The 24,220-nt window shown below is 63.9% G+C and carries 15 protein-coding genes and 1 pseudogene; 12 read left to right on the top strand and 4 right to left on the bottom strand.

Translation table 11 applies throughout. The features are described from left to right. Positions 1–232 precede the first annotated feature (232 nt). The gene (locus E2A64_RS01660) at positions 233–1,213 is read right to left on the bottom strand and encodes a helix-turn-helix transcriptional regulator (RefSeq protein ID WP_133282708.1); all 981 of its coding nucleotides are present in this window, start codon (positions 1,211–1,213) and stop codon (positions 233–235) included. Positions 1,214–1,382: 169 nt separating this feature from the next. On the opposite strand from E2A64_RS01660, the pseudogene E2A64_RS18005 reads away from it, so the two are divergent. The 9 genes and pseudogenes from E2A64_RS18005 to E2A64_RS01620 form a co-directional block, all read left to right on the top strand. Next, positions 1,383–1,958, top strand: a pseudogene (locus E2A64_RS18005) (SDR family NAD(P)-dependent oxidoreductase); the annotation flags it as partial. After that, positions 1,941–5,150, top strand: coding sequence for a DNA polymerase I (gene polA / locus E2A64_RS01655; protein WP_428977460.1), 3,210 nt, complete (start codon positions 1,941–1,943; stop codon positions 5,148–5,150). The pseudogene E2A64_RS18005 and the gene polA, both read left to right, overlap by 18 nt. 142 nt (positions 5,151–5,292) lie before the next feature. Beyond that, on the top strand, positions 5,293–5,979 hold the full coding sequence (locus E2A64_RS01650) for a hypothetical protein (RefSeq protein ID WP_133282706.1): 687 nt from the start codon (positions 5,293–5,295) through the stop codon (positions 5,977–5,979). 260 nt (positions 5,980–6,239) lie between these two features. Continuing rightward, on the top strand, positions 6,240–7,472 hold the full coding sequence (locus E2A64_RS01645) for an ABC transporter substrate-binding protein (protein ID WP_133282705.1): 1,233 nt from the start codon (positions 6,240–6,242) through the stop codon (positions 7,470–7,472). After that, complete coding sequence (locus E2A64_RS01640) at positions 7,442–9,199, top strand: ABC transporter permease (protein ID WP_133282704.1); 1,758 nt, start codon at positions 7,442–7,444, stop codon at positions 9,197–9,199. Before E2A64_RS01645 ends, E2A64_RS01640 begins: the two co-directional genes overlap by 31 nt. An 11-nt stretch (positions 9,200–9,210) precedes the next feature. Then, a complete protein-coding gene (locus E2A64_RS01635; protein WP_133282703.1) occupies positions 9,211–9,858 on the top strand; it encodes an ATP-binding cassette domain-containing protein in 648 nt (215 codons plus the stop codon). Beyond that, positions 9,855–12,311 carry an ATP-dependent helicase HrpB gene (gene hrpB / locus E2A64_RS01630; RefSeq protein ID WP_133282702.1) on the top strand — a complete coding sequence of 819 codons (2,457 nt, stop codon included), beginning with the start codon at positions 9,855–9,857 and terminating at the stop codon, positions 12,309–12,311. Before E2A64_RS01635 ends, hrpB begins: the two co-directional genes overlap by 4 nt. Positions 12,312–12,380: 69 nt before the next feature. Next, positions 12,381–13,709 carry an ActS/PrrB/RegB family redox-sensitive histidine kinase gene (locus E2A64_RS01625; protein ID WP_133282701.1) on the top strand — a complete coding sequence of 443 codons (1,329 nt, stop codon included), beginning with the start codon at positions 12,381–12,383 and terminating at the stop codon, positions 13,707–13,709. 138 nt (positions 13,710–13,847) lie between these two features. After that, positions 13,848–14,408: an ActR/PrrA/RegA family redox response regulator transcription factor gene (locus E2A64_RS01620; RefSeq protein WP_133282700.1), complete on the top strand. Its 561-nt coding sequence runs from the start codon at positions 13,848–13,850 to the stop codon at positions 14,406–14,408. Positions 14,409–14,415: 7 nt separating this feature from the next. On the opposite strand, the gene E2A64_RS01615 is transcribed toward E2A64_RS01620, so the two are convergent. Beyond that, positions 14,416–14,913 (bottom strand): MmcB family DNA repair protein, encoded by a 498-nt coding sequence (locus tag E2A64_RS01615; protein ID WP_133282699.1) that lies wholly within the window; start codon positions 14,911–14,913, stop codon positions 14,416–14,418. Between the two features lie 207 nt (positions 14,914–15,120). Here E2A64_RS01615 and E2A64_RS01610 point away from each other — a divergent pair, with 207 nt between their 5' ends. Continuing rightward, positions 15,121–15,771: a L,D-transpeptidase gene (locus E2A64_RS01610; RefSeq protein ID WP_133282698.1), complete on the top strand. Its 651-nt coding sequence runs from the start codon at positions 15,121–15,123 to the stop codon at positions 15,769–15,771. Between the two features lie 81 nt (positions 15,772–15,852). Here E2A64_RS01610 and E2A64_RS01605 read toward each other — a convergent pair whose 3' ends face one another. Then, positions 15,853–18,009, bottom strand: coding sequence for a malate synthase G (locus E2A64_RS01605; RefSeq protein WP_133282697.1), 2,157 nt, complete (start codon positions 18,007–18,009; stop codon positions 15,853–15,855). Positions 18,010–18,157: 148 nt separating this feature from the next. Then, positions 18,158–19,555 (bottom strand): cytochrome P450, encoded by a 1,398-nt coding sequence (locus tag E2A64_RS01600; protein WP_133282696.1) that lies wholly within the window; start codon positions 19,553–19,555, stop codon positions 18,158–18,160. A gap of 290 nt (positions 19,556–19,845) precedes the next feature. Between E2A64_RS01600 and gyrB the strand changes: the two genes are divergently transcribed. After that, positions 19,846–22,320: a DNA topoisomerase (ATP-hydrolyzing) subunit B gene (gene gyrB, locus E2A64_RS01595; RefSeq protein ID WP_133282695.1), complete on the top strand. Its 2,475-nt coding sequence runs from the start codon at positions 19,846–19,848 to the stop codon at positions 22,318–22,320. Between the two features lie 392 nt (positions 22,321–22,712). Then, on the top strand, positions 22,713–24,008 hold the full coding sequence (locus E2A64_RS01590) for a polyhydroxyalkanoate depolymerase (protein WP_133282694.1): 1,296 nt from the start codon (positions 22,713–22,715) through the stop codon (positions 24,006–24,008). Positions 24,009–24,220 lie beyond the last annotated feature (212 nt).

Genomic DNA, 24,220 nt, shown 5'->3' with positions numbered 1-24,220 from the left:
AAAGTCTGGATACGGCGGGGGACGGGCCGTCTATTTTCCAGACTTGCGGCTTTTTCTGTGCCGATGAACAGGATTTGGCACTTGCAATGTGGCAATTCAAGGACCGCAACCAGCCGCTTCGATTACAAATTGGTAACATGAGCGTGAGGTCGATCTATGCCCCTCATTCTTGCGGGCCAGAAATGGCCCGGTGTCCCTAACCGCCTCGTGCGCCGGTGTTTTCGGCCACAGATCATACAGCAGGCAGGTTGCCGATCTCGCCTGTTGACCGCGTTTCCGCATGGCTTTCGCCCACCCGCGCTGATTGCAGGGTCATGTCCCTGTGTATTTTGGGGGTAATATTGGTAACCCTTCGGAAATCACGTTGGAAATGAGCCTGATCGGCGTAGCCGCAACAGAATGCGATTTCAGCGAGAGCGAGCCGGGTTGAGCACAGGAGCCGTGCCGCCTCGGCCACCCGCGCCTGCCTGACGACCGAGGAAAAGCTGCGATTCCTGCTCGAAAGATGGCGCTGGAGGCTGCGCGGAGACAGCGCCAACCGATTAGCTGCATCTGCGATTCGCCAGCCGCGGGCGACATCTTCCGCAACCAGGGATTGAAGGCGCTCGAGGACCGAACCTGCGACGACTGACCGGTCGTCCCTCGCACCGTCATCCTGAACCGGAACGAAATCCGCCCAGCGCAGCGTAAATCCCGAAAAATCGTTCTGGCGGGACCAATCGTCAGCACTTCCGACATCGACAACCCGGCCGCCAGCTTCGAGGACCACGCCGCCGGCGCCAACGAGCTTCAAAAGACCGATAAAGAAACCGGCTATCACGCAATTCTCGCCGAAACCCGGCTTCCGCTCCGAGGCATAACGGGTGCAGACCCAACTCGTCGGGCTGGCCACGATATGCGTCCGGTTCGAAGCATGGTGAAACCGCTCCAGCCGCATCCATTTTTCGGCCAGAACTAGGGCATCGGGCGAGCGCAGAAAAACCTGCAGGATGGGACTATCGGCAAAAGCGGCGAGATCATCCCCCACGCGGAAGAGGAGATGCGGTCCGTGGAGCTCGATTATGCGGCCGACGAGTTCGCGCTTGAGCCCGCCATGTACTGTGCCTGCGCTATTCGCATCGACCATCGGCAAGCCCGCAACAAGGGCCGGATCGGTCCGGGCAGCCACGCGATAGAGCATGGCGACAATGTTCGAGTTGGCGAAATCGGCCATCGGGCGCTCTCATGTGAGGGTCGTTATGACTGCATACTGCCTTAGATCGACCGAGTTGCATTGAATAATCGCGCCAAGGCGCCCGGCGCGATGCTTCAATACTTCCGAGCTCTGCCCGCTCATTCTTCCCGAACCGCGTCCTTCCTCCCGAAACGCAGGGGAACACAGCATGACCGATGAACGCCCATTGATCGTCATCACCGGCGCAAGCCGGGGCATCGGCGCCGCGTTGACGCAATCTTATGCCGAAGCGGGCTGTGACGTACTCGCCATCTCGCGCCGACCCGGCATGGTCGCCCACCGACGGATCACGGGTTTTGCCGCAGATCTCACGACGCCGGATGACATTGGCCGGGTAATAACCCACATCCGGTCACTGGCCCGGCCGGTCGATGTGCTGATCAACAATGCAGGCGTCCAGCGTGAGATGGATTTCTCGGCCGTGCCGGGGAAGAAAGCCGCCGATCCTGACCTCCTGACCGCCGAAATCGCGCTCAATCTTACCGCTCCGCTCATGCTCGTTCAGGGCCTCGCGCCGGTGATGGCGAAACCGGGCGGCGCGATCGTCAATGTGACCTCGCTGGTCTCGCGCCACCCGAAACCCTCGGCGCCCGTCTATTCCGCCAGCAAGGCGGGTCTCTTTTCCTTCACCCAAAGCCTCAGGACCCAGTTCAGGGGAAGCGGGATCGCCATCATCGAAGCCGTGCCGCCGCTTGTCGACACAGGCATGACCGTCGGCCGCGGCCGCAACAAGCTCTCCGCCAGCCAGATGGCACACGCGATCCGCGACGGCGTCGAGCGGGGCGATCCGGTCATCGCCGGGACTTTCCCGCAAGGTCCTGCTGCTCGACAAACTGCTGCCTTCACTGGTGGGGCGTATCCTCGCGCGCAACTGACACCCCTCGTCAGCACGATCCGGCTTCGGCGGTGGACGATCCCGCGCGGGGCGAAAGACAACTGGACCTTGCCCGGAGGGCGGGCTAATCCTCTCGGCATGAAACAGGGTGATCATCTCTTTCTCGTCGACGGGTCCGGCTACATCTTCCGCGCCTATCACGCACTTCCTCCGCTGACCCGCAAATCCGACGGCCTGCCCGTCGGTGCCGTGGCCGGCTTCTGCAACATGCTCTGGAAGCTGGTTTCGGAGGCGCGCGACACGTCGGTCGGCGTCACGCCTACCCATTTCGCGGTGATCTTCGACTATTCGTCGAAGACGTTCCGCAACGAGCTCTATCCCGAATACAAGGCCAACCGCTCGGCGCCGCCCGAGGATCTGGTGCCGCAGTTCTCGGTGATCCGCGAAGCCACACGCGCCTTCGACCTGCCCTGCATCGAAACGGAAGGCTTCGAGGCCGACGACCTGATCGCGACCTATGCCAGGCTCGCCAGGGAAGCCGGCGGCGACGTCACCATCGTGTCGTCCGACAAGGACCTCATGCAGCTCGTCGGCGACAAGGTCGCCATGTATGACAGCATGAAGGACAAGCAGATCGGCATTCCCGAGGTCATCGAGAAATGGGGCGTGCCGCCCGAGAAGATGATCGACCTGCAGGCACTCACCGGCGATTCGGTCGACAACGTGCCGGGCATACCCGGCATCGGCCCGAAGACGGCGGCCCAGCTTCTCGAAGAATTCGGCGATCTCGACACGCTTCTCGAACGCGCCGGCGAGATCAAGCAGAACAAGCGCCGCGAAAACATCATCGAATTCGCCGACAAGGCGCGGATCTCGCGCGAACTCGTGAAATTGCGCGACGACGTGCCGGTGGAACTCGGCCTCGACAGCCTGGTGATGAACCCGCTCGACGGGCCGAAGCTGATTTCCTTCCTGAAAGCGATGGAATTCAACACGCTCACCCGCCGCGTCGGTGAGGCGACGAGCACGGAAGTCGCCGAAGTCGAGGCTGCGACCGTGGAAGTCGACGCGCCTGAAAACGCCCACGGCCCCGATCTCGACAAGGGTGACATGGAAGCCGCGGCGGCGGGCAGCGGCAAGGCTTCCGACGCCAACACGCCTTTCGCGCTCGCCACCCGTCGTGCGGAAGCGGCTTCCGGCGCCAGGATCGACACGACGGGCTATCTGACGATCGCCGACATCGCGACGCTGAAACAATGGTGCGACGACGCCCGCGAATCGGGTGTCGTGGCCTTCGACACCGAAACCACCTCGCTCGACGCCATGCAGGCCGAACTCGTGGGTTTCTCGCTCGCACTCGCCAACGGCTCGCCGGATGCGGGCAAGCTGTCGACACGCGCGGCCTATGTGCCGATCGGCCATATCAGCGGGACCGGCGATCTGCTGGGCGGAGGACTGGCCGAAGGGCAGATCCCGGCGCGGGAAGCGCTTGCTGAAATCAAGGCGCTGCTCGAGGACGAGGCGGTCCTGAAGATCGGGCAGAACATCAAGTACGATCTTCTGGTCATGCGCCGGCACGGGGTCGACATTCGCGGCTATGATGACACGATGCTGATGTCCTACGTGCTCGATGCGGGCGTCGGCGGACACGGCATGGATCCGCTGTCGGAACGCTGGCTCGGGCATACGCCGATCGCCTACAAGGACGTGACCGGCACCGGCAAATCGGCGATCTCGTTCGCCGAGGTCGATCTCCCCCGCGCCACGGCCTATGCCGCCGAGGATGCCGATATCACCTACCGGCTCTGGCACCTCTTCAAGCCGCGCCTCGTGGCCGACGGCTTGATGACCGTGTATGAGCGGCTCGAGCGGCCGCTGGCGGCCGTACTGGCGCGGATGGAAGAGCACGGCATTTCCGTCGACCGGCAGATCCTGTCGCGGCTATCGGGTGAACTCGCCCAGCGCGCCGCGGCGCTCGAAGACGAGATCCACCAGATCGCCGAGGAAAAATTCAACGTCGGCTCACCCAAGCAACTGGGCGATATCCTGTTCGGCAAGATGGGGCTTCCGGGTGGCTCGAAGACCAAATCCGGCCAGTGGTCCACCTCCGCGCAGGTGCTCGAAGACCTTGCCGCCGCAGGCCATGAGCTGCCCCGCCGCATCGTCGACTGGCGGCAGATGACGAAGCTCAAATCCACCTATACGGACGCCCTGCCGGGTTACATCCACCCCGAAACCAGGCGGGTGCACACATCCTTTGCGATGGCGGCCACATCGACGGGTCGCCTGTCCTCGTCGGAACCGAACCTGCAGAACATTCCGGTCCGCACGCTGGAAGGCCGGAAGATCCGGACCGCGTTCATCGCCGAGCCCGGCAACGTGCTGATCTCGGCCGACTACTCGCAGATCGAGCTCCGGGTCCTTGCCCACGTCGCCGACATTCCGCAACTCACCCAGGCCTTTGCGGACGGGATCGACATCCACGCCATGACGGCATCCGAAATGTTCGACGTGCCGGTTGAAGGCATGCCGTCCGAGGTACGCCGCCGGGCGAAGGCCATCAATTTCGGCATCATCTACGGCATCTCGGCCTTCGGGCTCGCCAACCAGCTCGGCATCGAGCGGTCGGAAGCCAGCGACTACATCAAGAAATATTTCGAGCGCTTTCCCGGCATCCGCGACTACATGGACGCGGCCAAGGCGCAGGCGCGCGAGACCGGCTATGTGGAGACGATCTTCGGCCGCCGGGCACATTATCCCGAAATCCGCTCGTCCAACCCGCAGGTCCGCGCCTTCAACGAGCGCGCTGCCATCAACGCGCCGATCCAGGGTTCCGCCGCGGACATCATCCGCCGGGCGATGACCCGGATGGAACAGGCGCTCACCGATGCGAAGCTCAACGCACGCATGCTGCTTCAGGTCCACGACGAACTGATCTTCGAGACGTCGAAGGAGGAAGCCGAGAAGGCGATGCCGGTCATCGTCTCGGTGATGGAGAACGCCGCGATGCCGGCAGTCTCCATGAAGGTGCCGCTGAAGGTCGATGCGCGGGCGGCCGGAAACTGGGACGAGGCGCACTGATCCACTCGGCCCCGGCCGCTTTCGAGCCGGAAAAACGGATTTGAACGGCGAAAATCACCCGATCGGGTGATCAAAATGCGTTCGTAGTCATGATCTGATTTCCCCACGTCCGAAACACGGACGACAGAGGGGTAGAAACGACATGACGAACAAGGCCGTGTGTGCACTTGGCGCGCTGGCGCTGCTGGCTGGCTGCCAGTCGGCGCCCACCACCCAATCATCCGCCACGACCCAGGCCGGCATGGCCGCCGCACCGCAGCCGGCTACGACCGCGCAGGCAATCGCCGAAGGGCAGGCGGTCGAGACGCAATCGGGCTATTGCGCCCGTCCGATTTCCGGGCCGCCGCCGAAACCCGCCAAGGGCGGCGACTTCGTCAAGAACGGCATCGGCAACAACCTCAAGCGCAATGTGGCGCGCAACTCCATTTCCATGCTGGGAGGCGCCATAGCCGGCCCGCTCGGCGGCGCCGTCGCACAGGGCATAGCCTCCGACCAGATCCGCACCGAGCAGGACCTGAAGGGCGAATGGGCGATCACCGACGGGCGCCCGGATTGCGGCTGCACCATTTCCATCAGCTCGGGCACGAACCTCAAGATGGAGAGTTCGAAGGCCGGCAAGCTGACGGCCGAGAGCTGCCAGTCGCCGTTCCTCGCCCAGGCGGCGCGCTGGTCTCTCGGCCACACATTCACCGGGTATGACGCGCCGCTCGCCATACTCGCCTCCGACCGGAAGACCGTTCTCGTGAAGCTCAATCGCGACGGGATCAACTACTTCTCGGGCACCCTTGCCGACGGCACGCCTGTCACGATGTGGCGCCGCGGCGGCTGAGCCGGCTTTATTCAAAATTGGCGACGCCGCACGCCAATGGGAGTCGGGGACCGGCAAATGCCCCTCGTCGGTCCCCCGGCTTTCCCGCATTCGCACAGCGGATGTTCCAGCGGCGCGGATGGCAATCCATGCCGGGTTGCGCCCGCAATCACCTGCCTGAATCACCGCAATGTGAGAAATGATGAGAGGCGGCTTCGTTGACCCGGAGCCCGCGCCGTGTTGTCAATCGCGCCAGGATCACAACGGGACGAGGGCTCTTCATGCGTATTCACACCTGCCTCCTGAGCGCGACGCTCGCCGCGGGCCTTGCCTGGGCAACGGCTGCCACGGCCGCCGAGCCCGATCCCTCCGACTGGCAATCGGTGACCGAGGCCGCCAGGGGCCAGACCGTCTATTTCAACGCCTGGGGCGGCTCGGAGAACATCAACGCCTATCTCGAATGGGCCGGCGCGCAGATGGTCGAACAGTACGGCGTGACGGTGGTTCACGTGAAACTCGACGATACCGCCAATGCGGTTGCCAAGGTGCTGGCCGAAAAGACCGCCGGGAAAGACGAGGGCGGCTCCGTCGACCTCATCTGGATCAATGGCGAGAATTTCGCCTCGATGAAGCGGCAGGGCCTGCTGCTGTCGCCCGACTGGACGACGAAACTTCCGAACTGGCAATATATCGACTACGAGAACAAGCCGACGATCCTGACCGATTTCACCATTGCCACGGACGGGCTGGAAAGCCCCTGGGGCGGCGCGAAGCTGGTGTTCTTCTACGACACCGCGCGCACCGATAGCGACGGCCTGCCGGATTCGGCCGAGGATCTCCTGGCATGGGCCGAGGAGAATCCGGGCCGGTTTTCCTACCCGCAGCCGCCGGATTTCATCGGCTCCTCCTTCCTCAAGCAGGTCCTGATCGAAGTGATCGACGACAAGTCGAAGCTGTTGAAGCCGGTCGATGAAGCAACCTTCGAAGCCGATACGGCACCGTTGTTTGCCTATCTCGACAAGCTCAACCCGCTTCTCTGGCGCGGCGGCAAGGCATTTCCGCAGAACTATCCGGACATGAAGCAGAAGCTCGCAGACGGTGAGCTCGACATCATCTTCGCCTTCAATCCGTCGGAAGCCTCTTCCGGGATTGCGGCGGGCGAACTGCCCGATACCGTGCGCTCCTTCACCTTTTCCGGCGGCACGCTGGGCAATACCCATTTCGTCGCCATTCCCTACAACGCCTCGGCCAAGGCCGGCGCGCTCGTCCTGGCCAATTTCCTGATCTCGCCCGAAGCGCAGGCGCGCAAGCAGGACCCGGCGATCTGGGGCGACCCGACGGTGCTTTCGATGGACAAGCTCGATGCCGCCGACCGCGCAAGGTTCGAAGCCCTCGATCTCGGCATCGCCACGCTGCGCCCCGATGAGCTGGGGCCTGCGCTCGACGAGCCGCATCCGAGCTGGATGGAACATATCGAAGGCGAATGGCTGCGGCGCTACGGTGCCGCGAACTGACCGTGCAAGGCACGACACCGGGAATTGAGACGGGGGCCGGTTTCGGCCCCCTCACCCGTCATGCCCCCGCGCTGACCATCGCCGTACTCGTCGGACCGATCCTGTTCGGCTTCCTCGGCACGCTGCTGCCCGCCTTCGGCTATTTGCCCGGCCTCGGCGGCATGACATTCACCCTTTCCCATTTCGCGGACCTGACCGATGTTCCGGGCATCTGGCGCTCGGTCGGGCTCAGCCTCGTCACGGGGCTGGTGACCACGCTGATCTCACTTCTGCTGCTGATGCTGTTCGTCGGCGGACATCTGGGCGGCAGGCTGTTCGGCCTCATGCGGCGGCTGCTCGCGCCGCTTCTTGCCGTGCCCCATGCCGCGACCGCCTTCGGTCTCGCCTTCCTGATCGCGCCATCCGGCGAGATCGTGCGGCTCGTCTCGCCCTGGCTCACCGGCTGGTCGCGGCCGCCCGATCTCTTCATCATCCACGATTCCATGGGACTGTCGATGATTGCCGGGCTGGTGGTGAAGGAGATCCCGTTTCTCTTCCTCGTGACCCTTGCGGCCCTGCCGCAGGTTCCTCATGCCGATAGCATGCGGCTCGGCCGGTCGCTGGGTTACGGGCGGGTGGCGAGCTTCACCTATCTGGTCTGGCCGTCGCTCTACCGGCAGATCCGGCTCGCGGTTCTGGCCGTGCTGGCCTATGCGACCTCGGTGGTCGACGTCGCGCTCATTCTCGGCCCGCAGCTTCCGGCCACCCTGCCGGTGCGGCTGATCGAATGGATGAACGATCCGGATCTTTCCATGCGGTACCTGGCGTCGGCCGGTGCGGTCCTGCAGCTCCTGACCACGCTCGCTGCCATCATGATCTGGCTCGGCCTGGAGCGGCTCGGCGGCGTTCTCGTTGCCGCATTCCGTGACCGCGGACGGCGGCTCGCTCGTGACGGCGCGGCCCGAAGCCTCGGGCTCGGCGGCGTGGCCCTTGCCGCACTGACCATCGTCGCCGGGATCCTGATACTGGCGGTCTGGTCCGTCGCGGGCCTCTGGCAGTTTCCCGACGCGCTGCCATCGAGCCTCACCGGACGCTCCTGGATGCGCGCCGTTCCCCGGCTGGTCGAACCGCTGACCGTGACGCTTGCGGTCGCGACACTGTCCGCCGGTCTGGCCGTCCTGCTCACCCTTCTCTGCCTCGAACGCGAGAACGAGACACGCAATAGCGGCGGCACCCGGGCGCTGATGCTTCTCTATCTGCCGCTGATCGTGCCGCAGATCTCGTTCCTCTTCGGCATGCAGTATTGCGCCATTCTCGGCGGCCTCGACGGCAGCCTGTCCGGCATGGTGATCGCCCATCTTGTGTTCGTCCTGCCTTACGTATTCCTGTCGCTGTCCGACCCCTGGCGCAGCTATGACCGACGCTACGAAACGATAGCGGCCGGGCTTGGCATGGGTCGCATGCGCACGGTGTTTCGCATACGACTGCCGATGCTCTCCCGCGCCATCCTGACCGCGTTCGCCGTTGGCTTCGCGGTGTCCATCGGACAATATCTGCCGACGGTGATGATCGGCGCGGGACGGCTGACGACGATCACCAGCGAGGCTGTGGCGCTTTCGGCAGGCGGAAACAGGCGGGTGATCGGCGTCTATGCCTTCCTGCAGACGATACTGCCATTCCTCGCATTCGCGATTGCCACGGCTTTACCCGGCTTGCTATTCCGCAACCGGCGCGGCTTGCGCGTCTGATCGGAGCGACCATGGACAGGGCGACCGGGCTGAGGCTCGAGAACATTTCTATTTCGCTTGAGGGGCGCGAGCTCATTGCGGTCGACGCCACGATCGCGCCGGGCGAGGTGCTGACCGTCATGGGGCCGTCCGGATCGGGAAAATCCACGCTGATCGCCTGTGTTGCAGGCTTCCTCGATCCGGTGTTCGAGGCCAGCGGCCGGATCCTGTCCGGAGACACCGAGCTGACGTCCCTGCCGGCCGAAGCGCGGCATGCCGGTATCCTGTTCCAGGATCCGCTCCTGTTTCCGCATCTGAGCGTTCTCGACAACATCGCCATCGCCGTGCCGCAACGGATTTCGGGCCGGAATGAGCGGCGCGACATCGCCCGCGCCGCCCTCGAACGTGTCGATCTTGCCGGCTTCGGCGACCGTGATCCCGACACGCTCTCCGGCGGGCAGAAGGCACGGGTGGCGCTCCAGCGCGTGACGGTCTCCGAACCGCGCCTGCTGCTGCTCGACGAGCCGTTCTCCAAGCTCGACAGCGCCTTGCGCGGGCAGGTGCGCGAGATGGTGTTCGACCATGCCCGCGCCGCGAGATTGCCGGTCATCCTCGTCACCCATGACGGCGCGGACGCGGAGGCTGCCAACGGCCGGATCATCGCGGTCGGATCCTTATGAGCATTGCGGACAAATTCAGCTCGCTCCCCGTCCACGAGGCGCTTCCCGGGCTGCGCTCGGCGCTTTCCGGCTCGACACGCGCCGTGCTCGCCGCGCCGCCGGGCGCCGGCAAGACCACCCTCGTGCCGCTCGATCTTCTGGAAGCGGACTGGTGCAGCGGCAAGATCATCCTGATCGAGCCGCGTCGGCTGGCGGCGCGCGCGGCCGCGCGGCGGATGGCGGCGATGATCGGCGAGACGGCAGGCGATACCGTCGGCTACCGGATGCGTCTCGACAACCGGGTATCGGCAAAGACCCGGATCGAGGTGGTGACAGAAGGCGTCTTCACCCGCATGGCGCTGGACGACCCCGAACTCGCGGGCATTTCGTGCGTGATCTTCGACGAGTTTCACGAGCGCGCGCTGGAAGCCGATTTCGGGCTGGCGCTGGCCCTCGATATCCAGGCCGGGCTGCGTGACGAGCTGCGCATTCTCGTCATGTCGGCGACACTCGATGTCGAGCGTGTGGCCGGGCTGATGGATACCGACGCCGTGATCGAAAGCGCGGGCCGCGCATTCGAGGTCGACATCCGCCATGCCGACCGCCCGGGCGGCGAACGCATCGAGGAGACGATGGTCCGCACCATTCGCCGGCTCCATGGCGAGGAAGACGGCTCGATCCTCGCCTTCCTGCCAGGACAGGGCGAAATTCTTCGGACTGCCGAGCAGCTGGGCACAATGCTGGGGCCCGGCACACAGGTGCATCCGATTTTTGGCGGGCTCTCCGGCGAAGAGCAGGACCAGGCGATCCGGCCCGCCGCCGAGGGCACCCGCAAGGTGGTGCTCGCAACGCCGGTGGCCGAAAGCTCGATCACCATCGACGGCGTGAGGATCGTCATCGATTCCGGGCTCGTGCGGCAGCCGGTGCTCGAACCCGATACGGGGATCACGCGGCTCGAAACCGTGCGCGCCTCCCGCGCCTCCGCCGACCAGCGAGCCGGCCGCGCGGGACGGACCGCGCCGGGCATCGCCGTGCGGCTCTGGCATCCCGGACAGACCGCTGCCCTGCCCGCCTTCGCCGAGGCACAGATCCTGTCGTCCGATCTGTCCGGCCTGGTGCTCGATTGCGCCGCCTGGGGCGTGGGTGATCCGCGCGACCTGAAATTCATCGATCCGCCGCCGGATGCCGCGATAACGGAAGCGCGCAAGCTGCTTGCCTCTCTCGGCGCGCTCGACGAAACCGGCCGCATTACCCCGCGCGGTCATGTAATGCGCGCCCTGCCGCTGCCACCGCGGCTTGCGGCGATGGTGGCGGAAGCCCGCGAAACCGGGGACGCCTTCGTGGCCGCCGCGATTGCGGTGCTGCTGACCGAGCAGGGCCTCGGCGGCCGTTCGATCGATCTCGACGACCGGCTCGCGCGGTTCCTGCGCGACGGCTCGCCCCGGGCCAGGGCGGCACGATCGCTCGCTGCCCGCATGAGCGGAGGCCGGGAACGCGGAAGTTCCCAGGGAGACCTGGCGGGCGCCCATCTCGCCATCGCCTTCCCCGACCGGATTGCCCGGCAGCGCGGCGGGCGAGGACGGTTCGTCATGGCCAATGGACGCGGCTGCGAAATCGAGGAAACGGACCGGCTGGCGGGCGCCGAGTACATCGTCGTCGCCGATCTCACCGGACGGGCGGCGCGGTCCCGCGTGCTTGCGGCGGCAGAACTGGGCGGCAGGGATCTCGAGGAAACCCTGTCGCGGGCCGAGGAGACCGACGACTACCGTTTCGATGCCGAAAGCGGTGGCGTCCGGGCCCGCAAGACACGGCGGCTCGGCGCGATCGTCCTGTCGCAGAAGCCTATCGAGAAGCCGGAACCCGGAAGAATTCAGGCAGCGCTTTGCGAAGGGCTGCGCCAGACGGGCATGTCGCAACTGCCCTTCTCCAAGGCCAGCGAGCACCTGCGCGAACGGGTAGGCTTCCTGCGACGAACGGCGGGCAACGACTGGCCGGACATGAGCGATGCGGCCCTTGCCGCGGAGATCGACGACTGGCTGGGTCCGTTCCTTGCCGGAATGACCAATGTCCGCAGGGTAGGAGCGGATACACTTTACGAAGCCTTGAAGGCGCGCGTGGGCTATGCGCTGGCCGGCGAAATCGATCGCCTCGCACCGACCCATTACGAGGCGCCCACCGGCTCGAACGTGCCGATCCGCTATGATGGCGACGAGCCGGTTCTGGCAATCCGCGTGCAGGAGCTCTTCGGCGAGACCACCCATCCGGCGATCGTCGGCGGGCGCGTGCCGCTGTTGCTCGAATTGCTGTCGCCCGCCCACCGGCCGATCCAGACGACCCGCGACCTGCCGGGCTTCTGGAAAGGATCCTGGGCCGATGTGCGCGCGGAGATGCGCGGACGTTATCCCAAGCACGAATGGCCGGAAAATCCGGCCGATGCCACACCCACGCGACGAGCCAAGCCACGCAAGGGCTGACAGGCCGTAAACGACTTCTTATATGAGTGCGATGACATATCCCGCCGCAGCCGCTAAGACCTGGTCGAGATGAGCAGTTACGAACCCTTTGTCGACAACCGGTCGATCCGGCACCGGCTGCGCCTGAGCACGCTCACGCGGCTTCGCTGGCTGGCGGTCGCGGGACAGAGCATTGCGGTTATCATCATCGCGCACGGCTACGGGTTCCCGATGCCGGAGCTGTTCTGCTTCGTCATGATCGCCTGCTCGGCGTGGCTGAACGTCTTTCTCAGTCTCCGCTTTCCGCCGAGCCATCATCTGCCGCCGGCAGGTGCGATCTCGGTTCTCTCCTTCGATGTCATCCAGCTTGCGAGCCTGCTGTTCATGACCGGCGGCATCGCCAACCCCTTTGCGGTGCTGATCTGCGTTCCGGTGATCATCTCGGCGGCCTCCCAGCCCGTGCCCTACACGCTGGGACTGGGCGGGTTGGCGCTGGGCTGCCTGACCATCATCTCCTATTTCTCGCTGCCATTGCCCTGGCAACCCGGCATCGTTCTCGAAATCCCGTTCCTGCTGGTGGTCGGAAACTGGATCGCCATCGTTTCGACCACCGCCTTCGCCGCCATCTACGCCTATCAGGTCTCGGCCGAAGGCAACGAGCTTGCCGACGCGCTGACGGCGGCCGAACTTATCCTGCAGCGCGAACACCATCTTTCCGCGCTCGACGGTCTGGCCGCCGCTGCCGCGCACGAACTCGGTACCCCACTGGCGACGATCTCGGTTGTCGCCAAGGAAATGCAGAAGGCGCTTGCCGACGATCCGCGCCACGCCGAAGACGTGGAGCTGCTGCGCAGCCAGGCCGAGCGGTGCCGCGACATCCTGCGCCGGCTGTCGAGCCTTTCGACGACCGAGGAAGAGCACATGCGGCTTCTGCCGCTCAATTCCCTGATCGAGGAAATCGCCGAGCCCCATCGCGAGTTCGGCATCGCCATCTCCGTCAACCGCGAGGGCGACGGCACGCCTGAACCGGTCGGCCTGCGCAACCCCGGAATTCTCTACGGCCTCGGCAACATCCTTGAAAACGCCGTGGATTTCGCCAAATCGGAAGTAAGGGTCAGTTCGCGCTATGACCGGCAGGAGGTCGCGATCACCGTCACCGACGATGGACCGGGCTACTCGCCCGACACGCTGGCGCGGATCGGGTTGCCGTTTCGACGCAGCCGCGACAAGCAGGAAAGGCAGGGAGCCGGCGGGCTCGGGCTGGGACTGTTCATCGCCAAGACGCTTCTCGAACGGTCGGGCGCCGAACTGGATTTCGAGAACCTCGAGGAACCGGCGCATGGCGCAAGGGTGACGATCACCTGGCCGCGCGAACGCATGGATGTCGGGCCGGAGGCCGGAAAGTACAGGCCCGGTTGAACGCGTTAGCGCAATTTTGATTTCGGCGGAATCGGCAAAATCAAAATGCGCAAATGAATTCAGCAGCTTGCTGAAGCAGTCCGTTTACACCTGACGGTGAAATGGTCTAGATACGAAAGGACGTGTAAGGTGGAAGTGATGGAAGACACCAACAGCGAGATCAGCACTGTCGAAGAGGGCACAACCCTGCTTCTCGTGGATGATGACGGCCCCTTCGTCCGCCGCCTCGGCCGCGCCATGGAAAGCCGCGGCTTCACCGTCGATATCGCCGAAACCGTTGCGGACGGCCTGGCGAAGGCCAGCACGACCCCGCCCGACTATGCCGTCATCGACATGCGGCTTGGCGACGGCAACGGGCTGGATGTGATCGAGGCGATCCGCAAGGCGCGCGAGGACACCCGCATGATCGTGCTTACCGGCTACGGCAACATTGCCACGGCGGTGAACGCGGTGAAGCTCGGCGCGATCGACTATCTCGCCAAGCCCGCCGATGCCGACGAGATCTTCGCCGCGCTGACCCGCAAGCCAGGCGAACGGGTCGAGATGCCGGAAAATCCGATGTCGGCGGATCGGGTGCGGTGGGAACACATCCAGCGCGTTTACGAGATGTGCGACCGCAACGTTTCGGAAACGGCGCGGCGGCTCAACATGCATCGCCGGACGCTCCAGCGGATTCTCGCCAAGCGCGCACCGCGGTGATGAGGGGCTAAGCTGACTTTCCCATCGCCGCAAGATTGTGGGCGGCGAGTTCCGCCTGCATCAGCCTGTCCGCCGCCAGTTTGGCGAACTGCCGTGTCAGCGCCTTGCGGCGGGCCCCGGCGAGCTTGTGCTCGGGCGCCTCGCGCAGGAGATGGGCGCCGTAGCTGTCCGCGATGATCAAGCCGCAATCCTCAGGAAAAATGCCGGACGGAACGCCGTCATGCGTGGCAAAATACAGCCGGTCGCAATAATCGCGATAACCCGGCCATTTGCAGTCGAAGCGGAAATCCTCGATCGACGACTTGATCTCCACGATGAAGAGGTCGCCCTTTTCCGTCAGTCCGATCAGGTCGGCGCGTCGTCCCGAGGCGAGCGTCATTTCGGGCAGAAGAGAGACCCGCAAGTCGTAGAAGAAGCGCTGCACGCCACGGCGCACCAGAAGAGCCCGGTCGGACTGGCGACCGTCGATCAGCGGCGACGTCTTGTGAGGTGTGATGATGGCCATGAGCTGAAAACTGCCATTCCATGCGCGATTCGACAATGGCAAGGGCTGCCTGCCTTGTTGCACAAAACCAACTGCCGATGAAAATTCACGAATTCATGATAGGACAGCGCACGATCCATCTTGCAAAACGGCATTTAATTCAAAATAACCACCCAGGGTTCGCGGCGCGCCCCGGGTCGCCGCACGATTCGTTGAAAGACTTACAAGATGACACTTCGCTCCGTAGTTACTGCGCTGGGCCTCGTTGCAGCGCTGGCGCTGGCCGGTTGCACCACCGGCTCTGAAGAGGCCGGTCCGGCCACCCAGATCTTCACCTCCGAATATGGCGCGGTGACCGACGCCGGCTACACCATTCCGGCCATTCCGATCTCCCAGATCGACAAGCGCTATCACCGCCAGATCGTGCGCTACAATTCGGGCGAGAAGCCGGGCACCATCATCGTCGATACGCCGAAGCGCTTCCTCTATTACGTGCTGCCGGGCGGCAAGGCCGTGCGCTACGGCATCGGTGTCGGACGCGAGGGTTTTGCCTGGGAAGGTGACGCCTATATCGCCTGGAAGCAGCCCTGGCCGAAGTGGACGCCTCCGAAGGAAATGGTGGAACGCCAGCCGAAGCTGAAGAAATACGCCGAAGACGGCCAGCCCGGCGGCCTGACCAACCCGCTCGGCGCCCGCGCGCTCTATCTCTTCAACGAAGACGGCCAGGACACGCTGTTCCGCCTGCACGGCACCCCGGAATGGAAGTCCATCGGAACCGCCGCCTCCTCGGGCTGCATCCGGTTGATGAACCAGGACATCATCGATCTCTACGAACGCGTCCGTCCGGGCCGTTCGGCCAAGGTCATCGTCAAGCAGTAAGCGCCTGACACCGAGACCGTAAAAAACCGCCGCCGGAGCGATCCGGCGGCGGTTTTTTCATGTCATGTCGTCAATCCGGGATCAGGCGTGTTTCCGCTTGAACTCCAGACGGCGGCGGTGAAGCACCGGCTCGGTGTAGCCGTTTGGCTGCTCGCGGCCCTTGAGCACCAGATCGAGGGCGGCCTGGAAGGCTACCGAGCCGTCGAAATCATCGGCCATCGGACGATAGGCGGGATCGCCCTCGTTCTGGCGGTCGACCACCCTGGCCATCTTCTGCATCGTCCTGACGATCTGGTCCTCGCTGACCACGCCATGGTGCAGCCAGTTGGCCATGTGCTGCGACGAGATGCGCAAGGTGGCGCGGTCTTCCATCAGGCCGACATCGTTGATGTCGGGCACCTTGGAACAGCCGACGCCCTGTTCGACCCAGCGCACGACGTAGCCGAGAATGCCCTGCGCATTGTTGTCGAGCTCGGCCTGAATTTCCGCTTCCGTCCAGTTCGGGCGCGGCGCGACCGGCACCGAGAGGATGTCGGAAAGCTTGGCGCGATCGCGGCTCTTGAGCTTTTCCTGCACCTCGGCGACATCCACCTTGTGATAGTGGGTGGCATGCAGCGTGGCAGCCGTCGGCGACGGCACCCAGGCCGTGTTCGCGCCGGATTTCGGATGACCGATCTTCTGCTCGAGCATGGCATTCATCAGATCCGGCATCGCCCACATGCCCTTGCCGATCTGCGCGTGCCCCTTGAGCCCGCATTCGAGCCCGATATCGACGTTCCAGTTCTCGTAGGCCGAGATCCAGGCCGCCTGTTTCATGTCGCCCTTGCGGATCATCGGGCCGGCTTCCATCGAGGTATGGATCTCGTCGCCGGTGCGATCGAGGAAGCCGGTATTGATGAAGACGACGCGGTCGGAAGCGGCGCGAATGCATTCCTTGAGGTTGATGGTGGTGCGGCGCTCCTCGTCCATGATGCCCATCTTGATGGTGTTGGGCTTCATGCCGACGGCCTTCTCCACCCGGTCGAAGATCTCGACGGCAAAGGCCACTTCCTCGGGACCGTGCATCTTCGGCTTGACCACATACATCGAACCCTCGACCGAGTTCATGCGGCGGCCTTCGGGACCTATGTCGTGAAGCGCGATCAGACCGGTCAGAAAGGCGTCCATGATGCCTTCCGGCACCTCGTTGCCGTCCTTGTCGGTGATGGCCGGATTGGTCATCAGGTGACCGACGTTGCGCACCAGCATCAGCGCGCGGCCCTTGAGCGATGCCGGCTTGCCGTCGGGCGTGACGAATTCCACATCGCCCTTGAGCTTGCGGGTGAAGGTCTTGCCACCCTTGGACACGTCCTCGGTGAGGTCGCCCCGCATCAGGCCGAGCCAGTTGCGGTAGACGACGACCTTGTCCTCCGCATCGACGGCGGCGATCGAATCCTCGCAGTCCATGATGGCCGTGACGGCGGATTCCAGCGCGATGTCGCCAATGCCGGCCGGGTCGGTCTTGCCGATCATGCTGTCGGAATCCACGAAGACCAAGGTGTGCAATCCGTTGGTCGTGAAATAGAGCCGGTAGGCGGTGTCGCTCTCGCGCCTGAAACCGGCATATTGCGCCGGATCCTTGAGCGTCGTTTCACCCGAGGCGGTCTCGATCTTCAATGCGCCGTTCTCGAAATCGAAACCGGTGGCATCGGCCCATTTGCCGCTCGCAAGCGGCACGCTGTCATCGAGGAACGATTTTGCCCAGGCAATGACGCGGGCGCCGCGGTCTGCGTCATAGCCGCCGGCTTCGGGCAGGTCGCCCAGCGCATCCGTGCCGTAAAGCGCGTCGTAAAGCGAACCCCAGCGGGCATTGGCCGCATTCAGGGCGTAACGGGCATTCATGACAGGGACCACGAGCTGCGGGCCGGCGATGGTGGCGATCTCGGGATCGACGTTTTCGGTCGTGACCTGGACCGGTCCTCCCTCAGGCACGAGATAGCCGATCTCGCGCAGGAAGGCCTGATAGGCTTCCATGTCCGCCGGCGCGCCGTTCTTGCGATACCAGGCGTCGATCTCCTCCTGCAGCTTGTCGCGCCTGGCGAGAAGCGTCCGGTTCTTCGGCCCCAGTTCATGAACTGCGTCAGCGAGAGCGAGGAAAAACGCGTCCGCATCGACGCCGGTGCCGGGGATGGCTTCCCTGACGATGAAATCGTGAAGATCACCGCTGATCGTCAGACCGTGTTTTTCGACCTTGACCAAATCTATTCTCCCATGAGTTTGCCGCACGCGTCGTCCGCACCAGCCTGTCTGAAATTGAACGGGAGAGTGCCTTCCGTGCGGACAACCGTCAATCGGACAAAATCGAACAGGATTATTGCCTAAACAGACAAAGTGAATTCAATGCCGATCAGCCTCGTGGCGTAACCCGCATCCTGAGCCCGCCGCCCGGCTGGGTGGTCAGCTTCTGCACCGGCCAGGGGCTTGTTTCGGGCAAGACGTCGAACCGGAAGCCGCCCAGCAGCACGGCGAGCGCGATCACGGCTTCCTGAAGCGCGAAGGTGGCCCCGATGCAGATTCGCGGGCCGGCGCCGAAGGGCAGATACTGGAACCGGTCGATCTCGCCCCGGTTTTCGGGCAGGAACCGCTGCGGGACGAAGGCTCTCGGATTGCTCCAGAGCTTGCGGTGGCGATGCAGCGTCCAGGGCATGATGAGCACGGTCACGTCTTTCGGGATATCGACCGACGTCCCGTCCGGCGCCGTGTAGACATCGTCCTTGACGGCCCGGCGATTGATCGAGGGCGCGGGCGGATAAAGGCGCATCGTTTCCTCGAAGACGGCGCGGGTCCAGGGCATCTGGTCGAGCCACTTGACCGGATCCGGCTCGCTCGCCGTCACCCGGTCGATCTCGGCCTCGACCTCCAGCCGTTCGGCCGGCGAATTGGCAAGGCAGTAAAGCGTCCAGGCAAGCGCGCGCGCGGTGGTTTCATGGCCCGCGCCGATAAAGGTGATCAGATTGTCCTCGATCTCCTGCTCGGAAAGCCCGTCCGGCCCCATCTGCCGCAACAGCAGCGTCAGGAAATCCTCCGGCACGGAATGAGGATCGGCTTTCATCTGGGCCAGCCGGGCTTCCATCGTCTGCCGGACGATGGAGCGGAATTTCGCCATCACGCGGCGACCGGCAACCCGCATGACCCGCGGTACCCAGCTCGGTGCCTTCAACAGATCGAGCGGATCGACCCGCCCCATCGTCGAGAGAAGCCGGTCGACGTCCTGCGCAAAGCCCGCGTCGGAGCCGTGAACATCGTTGGAGAACAATGTCTCGGACAGGATGTCGAAGGTCAGCTCGGTCATGTCATGAGACAGATCGAAGATGCCGCCCTCGGGACCGGCCGAACGATAGCGGTCGACGAAGTTTTCGCTGCGATCGAGCATCTGCTCGGCAAAGCCGCGTGCATGGCGAGGGGTGAACACGGGCGCCATGGCCTTGCGGGACCGCTTCCAGACCTCTCCCTCCGCCGTCAGCAGGCCGTCATTGAGGATCGGCCTGAGAACCAGCTGGCGAATGACCGCCATGCGGTAGTTGGAGGCGTTATCGACCAGCACGTGACGGATCAGGCCGGGGTCGTTGGCAATCAGCGTGCGCTCGTTGAGGAACCTCGTGTGGATCCAGGGCTCGCTATAGGACGGCTCCCCCCACAATTCGAGCGGATTGCGCATGACCGTGGTGATGATCTCGAACACACTCGGCGGCACGGTGCGCGGTATCGGCGCAGGCGGGACGAACGGTTCCGGGCGGGCATCCATGATCGCAATCTCCTTTGTCCATAAGATAGGAAGCCGGCAGCATGCTGCCAGTCCGCCAGCCGCCGAGGGCCCGGTTCCGCGGGGCCGGCAGGACCGATACGCGGCAATTTGCGAGTCGCCTGAGAAGCCTTGCCCGGAGATCTGGCGGCAACGACCCCGCCATCCACCGCAAATGCTGCGGCGAGATTTGGCTTTTTGGCCGGAAATCCTATATCTTGAGGGGATATTCACGCCTGATTCGCCGCCCTCTTGCAGGTGGCAGCAAGCATCACAAGACACACAGGAATTACATGAGCGACACACCGATCGATCCGCAAGTCGACACGGGGGCCGTGGAGCCCGAATACGGCGCAGATTCCATCAAGGTTCTCAAAGGCTTGGATGCCGTTCGCAAACGGCCCGGCATGTATATCGGCGACACCGATGACGGCTCCGGCCTGCACCACATGGTCTACGAGGTGGTCGACAACGCCATCGACGAAGCGCTGGCCGGACATGCGGACCTCGTCACGGTGCAGCTCAATTCCGACGGTTCCTGCACGGTAATCGACAATGGTCGCGGCATTCCGACCGACCTGCACAGCGGCGAAGGCGTCTCTGCGGCCGAAGTGATCATGACCCAGTTGCACGCGGGCGGAAAGTTCGACCAGAACTCCTACAAGGTCTCGGGCGGCCTGCACGGCGTGGGCGTTTCGGTGGTGAATGCACTGTCGGATTTCCTCAAGCTCCGGATCAACCGCAACGGCAAGGTCCACGAAATGCAGTTCTCGCGCGGCGTGGCCGACGCGCCGCTCGAAGTGGTGGGCAGCTATGTCGAGAACAAGCAGCCGCAGACCTATGAGGGTCGTTCGGGCTCGGCGATCACCTTCATGCCGTCGTCCGACACCTTCTCGAAGACGGAGTTCGATTTCGGCACGCTGGAACACCGCCTGCGCGAACTCGCCTTCCTCAATTCCGGCGTCCGCATCATCCTGACCGACAAGCGTCATGCCGACGAGAACACCGTCGAACTGCACTATGAAGGCGGCCTGGAAGCCTTCGTGCGCTATCTCGACCGCACCAAGAAGCCGCTGGTTGCCGATCCGATCACGCTCTCGGGCGAGAAGGACGGCATTACCGTCGAAGTGGCGATGTGGTGGAACGACAGTTACCACGAGAACGTGTTCTGCTTCACCAACAACATCCCGCAGCGTGATGGCGGCACCCACATGGCCGGGTTCCGCGGCGCGCTGACCCGTCAGGTCACCTCCTATGCGGACGGTTCGGGCCTGACGAAGAAGGAAAAGGTCAACCTCACCGGCGACGACTGCCGCGAGGGCCTGACCGCCGTTCTTTCGGTGAAGGTGCCGGACCCCAAATTCTCCTCCCAGACCAAGGACAAGCTGGTTTCGTCTGAGGTGCGGCCGGTGGTCGAAAACCTCGTCAACGAAGCCCTGTCGATCTGGTTCGAGGAGCACCCGACGGAAGCGCGCACGCTGATCGGCAAGGTGATCGAGGCGGCCGCCGCCCGCGAAGCGGCCCGCAAGGCCCGCGAACTCACCCGCCGCAAGGGTGCGCTCGACATCGCCTCGCTGCCCGGCAAGCTCGCCGACTGCTCCGAGCGCGACCCGGTGAAATCCGAACTGTTCCTCGTGGAGGGCGATTCCGCGGGCGGCTCGGCCAAGCAGGGCCGTTCGCGCGAAACCCAGGCGATCCTTCCGCTGCGCGGCAAGATCCTCAATGTCGAGCGCGCACGCTTCGACAAGATGCTCTCGAGCCAGGAAATCGGCACGCTGATCACCGCGCTCGGCACGGGTATCGGCAAGGACGAGTTCAACGCCGACAAGCTGCGTTATCACAAGATCATCATCATGACGGACGCCGACGTCGACGGCGCCCACATCCGGACCCTGCTTCTGACCTTCTTCTTCCGCCAGATGCCGGAACTCATCGAGCGCGGGCACCTTTATATCGCCCAGCCTCCCCTCTACAAGGTAAGCCGGGGCAAGTCCTCGCAGTACCTCAAGGACGAGAAGGCGCTCGAGGACTTCCTCATCTCGAGCGGTCTGGACGAAGCCGTTCTCGAACTGCAGTCGGGCGAAATGCGCTCGGGCCAGGATCTGCGCGAGATCATCAACGACGCGCTTCGCGTGCGCAGCCTGATCGACGGCCTGCATTCGCGTTACGATCGTGACGTCATCGAGCAGGCGGCCATCGCCGGCGCACTGAACCCCGAGCGCATTGCCTCGCCGGAAAGTTCGGTTGCGACCGCGGCCCACGTGGCCGAACGCCTGAACCTGATCGCCGAGGAGACCGAGCGCGGCTGGACCGGGGAAGTCACCGACGGCGGCGGCCTGCGCTTCGAGCGCACCGTGCGCGGCGTCACCGAATCCATGCTGATCGACGCCGGCCTGATCGGCAGTCAGGATGCCCGGCTTCTCGACCAGATGCTCCCCAAGCTCACCGAGATCTACGAGAACACCCCGAAACTGCGCCGCAAGGACGCGACGGAAGTCATCGCCGGACCGCGCGGGCTTCTTGCCGGCGTGTTCGCCACCGGCCGCAGGGGCCTGACCATGCAGCGCTACAAAGGCCTGGGCGAGATGAACGCCGAGCAGCTGTGGGAAACCACGCTCGACCCGAATGTGCGCTCGCTCCTGCAGGTGCAGGTGGCCGACGCGCTCAATGCCGACGATCTGTTCTCGCGGCTCATGGGCGACGAGGTGGAGCCGAGGCGCGAATTCATCCAGGACAATGCGCTCAACGTCGCAAACCTGGATATCTGATCAGAAGCATTTTCGATTTTGCCGGAATCGGCACGATCGAAATGCGCAAATGAATTCATTGGCCTGTCGAACCTATGCGTTTGCGCCTGAAGGCGAAACGGACCGAATGGAATGGCTCGGGAAACCGGGCCATTCTTCGTTCCGGACGCCTGTCGCGGCCCGGCGGCGCATCGGCACGTCAAGCCTCGGGCCAGCACCACCGGCTATCGTCGGACCTTGCCGCGCTTGTTGCAGCGCATATATTGCCTTGCAGCGTAAGCGTGTTAGTGTGCCGGGGTTTGCGAGCCCAGTGAACTGATCGCAAGCATGAGCGCCGAAAAGGTGCCGGAACGATCCGGGGAGGGTGGACCCTGGCATGACGCGACGTTGTCGTCGACGAAAGGAATCGGGGCATGCTGTACCATTTCTACGAATTCACGCACGCCGCCCTGGCGCCCTGGCGGGCTGCCGCGGACACGATGCGCCTGGCCTACAAGAATCCGCTCAATCCGTGGACGCACACGCCCATGGGCCGCTCGATGGCCGCGGGGCTCGAACTCTTCGAGCGCACCACCCGCCGCTATGCCAAGCCGGAATTCGGACTGAACACGACCAAGCTGAATTCCGGCCCCGTCGATGTGACCGAGGAAATCGTCTGGTCGAAGCCGTTCTGCAATCTCATTCATTTCCGCCGCGACCTGCCCGAAGGCCGCCGGCCGGATCCCAAGATCCTTCTCGTCGCGCCGATGTCCGGTCACTATGCCACGCTCCTGCGCGGCACGGTGGAGACGCTCCTGCCCAAGGCGGAGGTCTACATCACCGACTGGGTGGATGCCCGCATGGTGCCGGTCCTCGAAGGACGTTTCGATCTCGACGACTATGTCGACTATATTATCGAGATGCTGCACGAACTCGGCCCGGATACCAATCTGATGGCCGTGTGCCAGCCCTCGGTGCCCGCGCTTGCCGCCGTGGCGGTGATGGAAAAGCGCGACGACCCGATGGTGCCGCTCACCATGACCCTGATGGGCGGGCCGATCGATACCCGCATCAACCCGACCGCGGTGAACCAGCTGGCGCAGGAAAAGCCGATCGAATGGTTCGAGAGCAACGTCATCATGAATGTGCCGTGGCCGCTGCCCGGCGTCGGGCGGGCCGTCTATCCCGGCTTCCTGCAGCTTTCCGGCTTCATGTCGATGAACCTCGACCGCCATGTCATCGCGCAGAAGGACTTCTTCGTTCACCTCGTCGAGGGCGACGGGGATTCGGCGGAGAAGCATCGCGAATTCTATGACGAGTATCTCGCCGTCATGGACATGACCGCAGAATTCTATCTGCAGACCGTTCAGACCGTCTTCATCGACCATGCGCTTCCGAAGGGCGAGATGACCCATCGCGGCGAGCTGGTCGACACGACCGCCATCAGGAATGTCGGCCTGCTGACCATCGAGGGCGAGCGCGACGACATTTCGGGCGTCGGCCAGACAGAGGCCGCGCAGACCATCTGCCCCAACATTCCGGACGACAAGAGGCACCATTACGTGCAGCCGACCGTCGGCCATTACGGGGTTTTCAACGGCTCGCGCTTCCGGGCCGAGATCGCGCCGCGCATTCTCGACTTCATCCGCACCCAGCAGCAGATGAAGGACAAGGCGAAGGCATCGCCCAGCCGCATCCGCCGCGTCATCACCGGTGGCAAGGCAGGTTGATCCGCTCCGTTTATTCGCGGAAATGCAGCAATTTAATCGAATTCGACCGTTCAATTCTTGAACGGCGCGTCACATCTCACCACATCCATATCAAGAGGCGGCGATATTCGTGGCCTCCGCTAGGGCAATTTCGTTTCTTGCCGAACCGGCAGGACCGGAATGCGTAAATGCACTCAACAGCCTGCTTGGCTGTCCGTTTCCGCCTGACGGCG

The sequence above is a fragment of the Pseudohoeflea suaedae genome (assembly GCF_004354915.1).
Taxonomy (GTDB): domain Bacteria; phylum Pseudomonadota; class Alphaproteobacteria; order Rhizobiales; family Rhizobiaceae; genus Pseudohoeflea; species Pseudohoeflea suaedae.
Note: the sequence above shows the minus strand (reverse complement) of the source record. Positions and strands in the feature narration are given on the sequence as shown.

What these genes read in the sequence shown, in the direction of transcription:
- E2A64_RS01620 (WP_133282700.1), top strand. Translation starts at nt 13,848, where the DNA reads ATGGAAGACACCAACAGCGAGATCAGCACTGTCGAAGAGGGCACAACC.
- E2A64_RS01590 (WP_133282694.1), top strand. Translation starts at nt 22,713, where the DNA reads ATGCTGTACCATTTCTACGAATTCACGCACGCCGCCCTGGCGCCCTGG.
- E2A64_RS01640 (WP_133282704.1), top strand. Translation starts at nt 7,442, where the DNA reads ATGGCTGCGGCGCTACGGTGCCGCGAACTGACCGTGCAAGGCACGACA.
- gyrB (WP_133282695.1), top strand. Translation starts at nt 19,846, where the DNA reads ATGAGCGACACACCGATCGATCCGCAAGTCGACACGGGGGCCGTGGAG.
- polA (WP_428977460.1), top strand. Translation starts at nt 1,941, where the DNA reads ATGACCGTCGGCCGCGGCCGCAACAAGCTCTCCGCCAGCCAGATGGCA.
- E2A64_RS01625 (WP_133282701.1), top strand. Translation starts at nt 12,381, where the DNA reads ATGAGCAGTTACGAACCCTTTGTCGACAACCGGTCGATCCGGCACCGG.
- E2A64_RS01600 (WP_133282696.1), bottom strand. Translation starts at nt 19,555, where the DNA reads ATGGATGCCCGCCCGGAACCGTTCGTCCCGCCTGCGCCGATACCGCGC.
- E2A64_RS01645 (WP_133282705.1), top strand. Translation starts at nt 6,240, where the DNA reads ATGCGTATTCACACCTGCCTCCTGAGCGCGACGCTCGCCGCGGGCCTT.
- E2A64_RS01610 (WP_133282698.1), top strand. Translation starts at nt 15,121, where the DNA reads ATGACACTTCGCTCCGTAGTTACTGCGCTGGGCCTCGTTGCAGCGCTG.
- E2A64_RS01635 (WP_133282703.1), top strand. Translation starts at nt 9,211, where the DNA reads ATGGACAGGGCGACCGGGCTGAGGCTCGAGAACATTTCTATTTCGCTT.
- E2A64_RS01615 (WP_133282699.1), bottom strand. Translation starts at nt 14,913, where the DNA reads ATGGCCATCATCACACCTCACAAGACGTCGCCGCTGATCGACGGTCGC.
- E2A64_RS01650 (WP_133282706.1), top strand. Translation starts at nt 5,293, where the DNA reads ATGACGAACAAGGCCGTGTGTGCACTTGGCGCGCTGGCGCTGCTGGCT.
- hrpB (WP_133282702.1), top strand. Translation starts at nt 9,855, where the DNA reads ATGAGCATTGCGGACAAATTCAGCTCGCTCCCCGTCCACGAGGCGCTT.
- E2A64_RS01660 (WP_133282708.1), bottom strand. Translation starts at nt 1,213, where the DNA reads ATGGCCGATTTCGCCAACTCGAACATTGTCGCCATGCTCTATCGCGTG.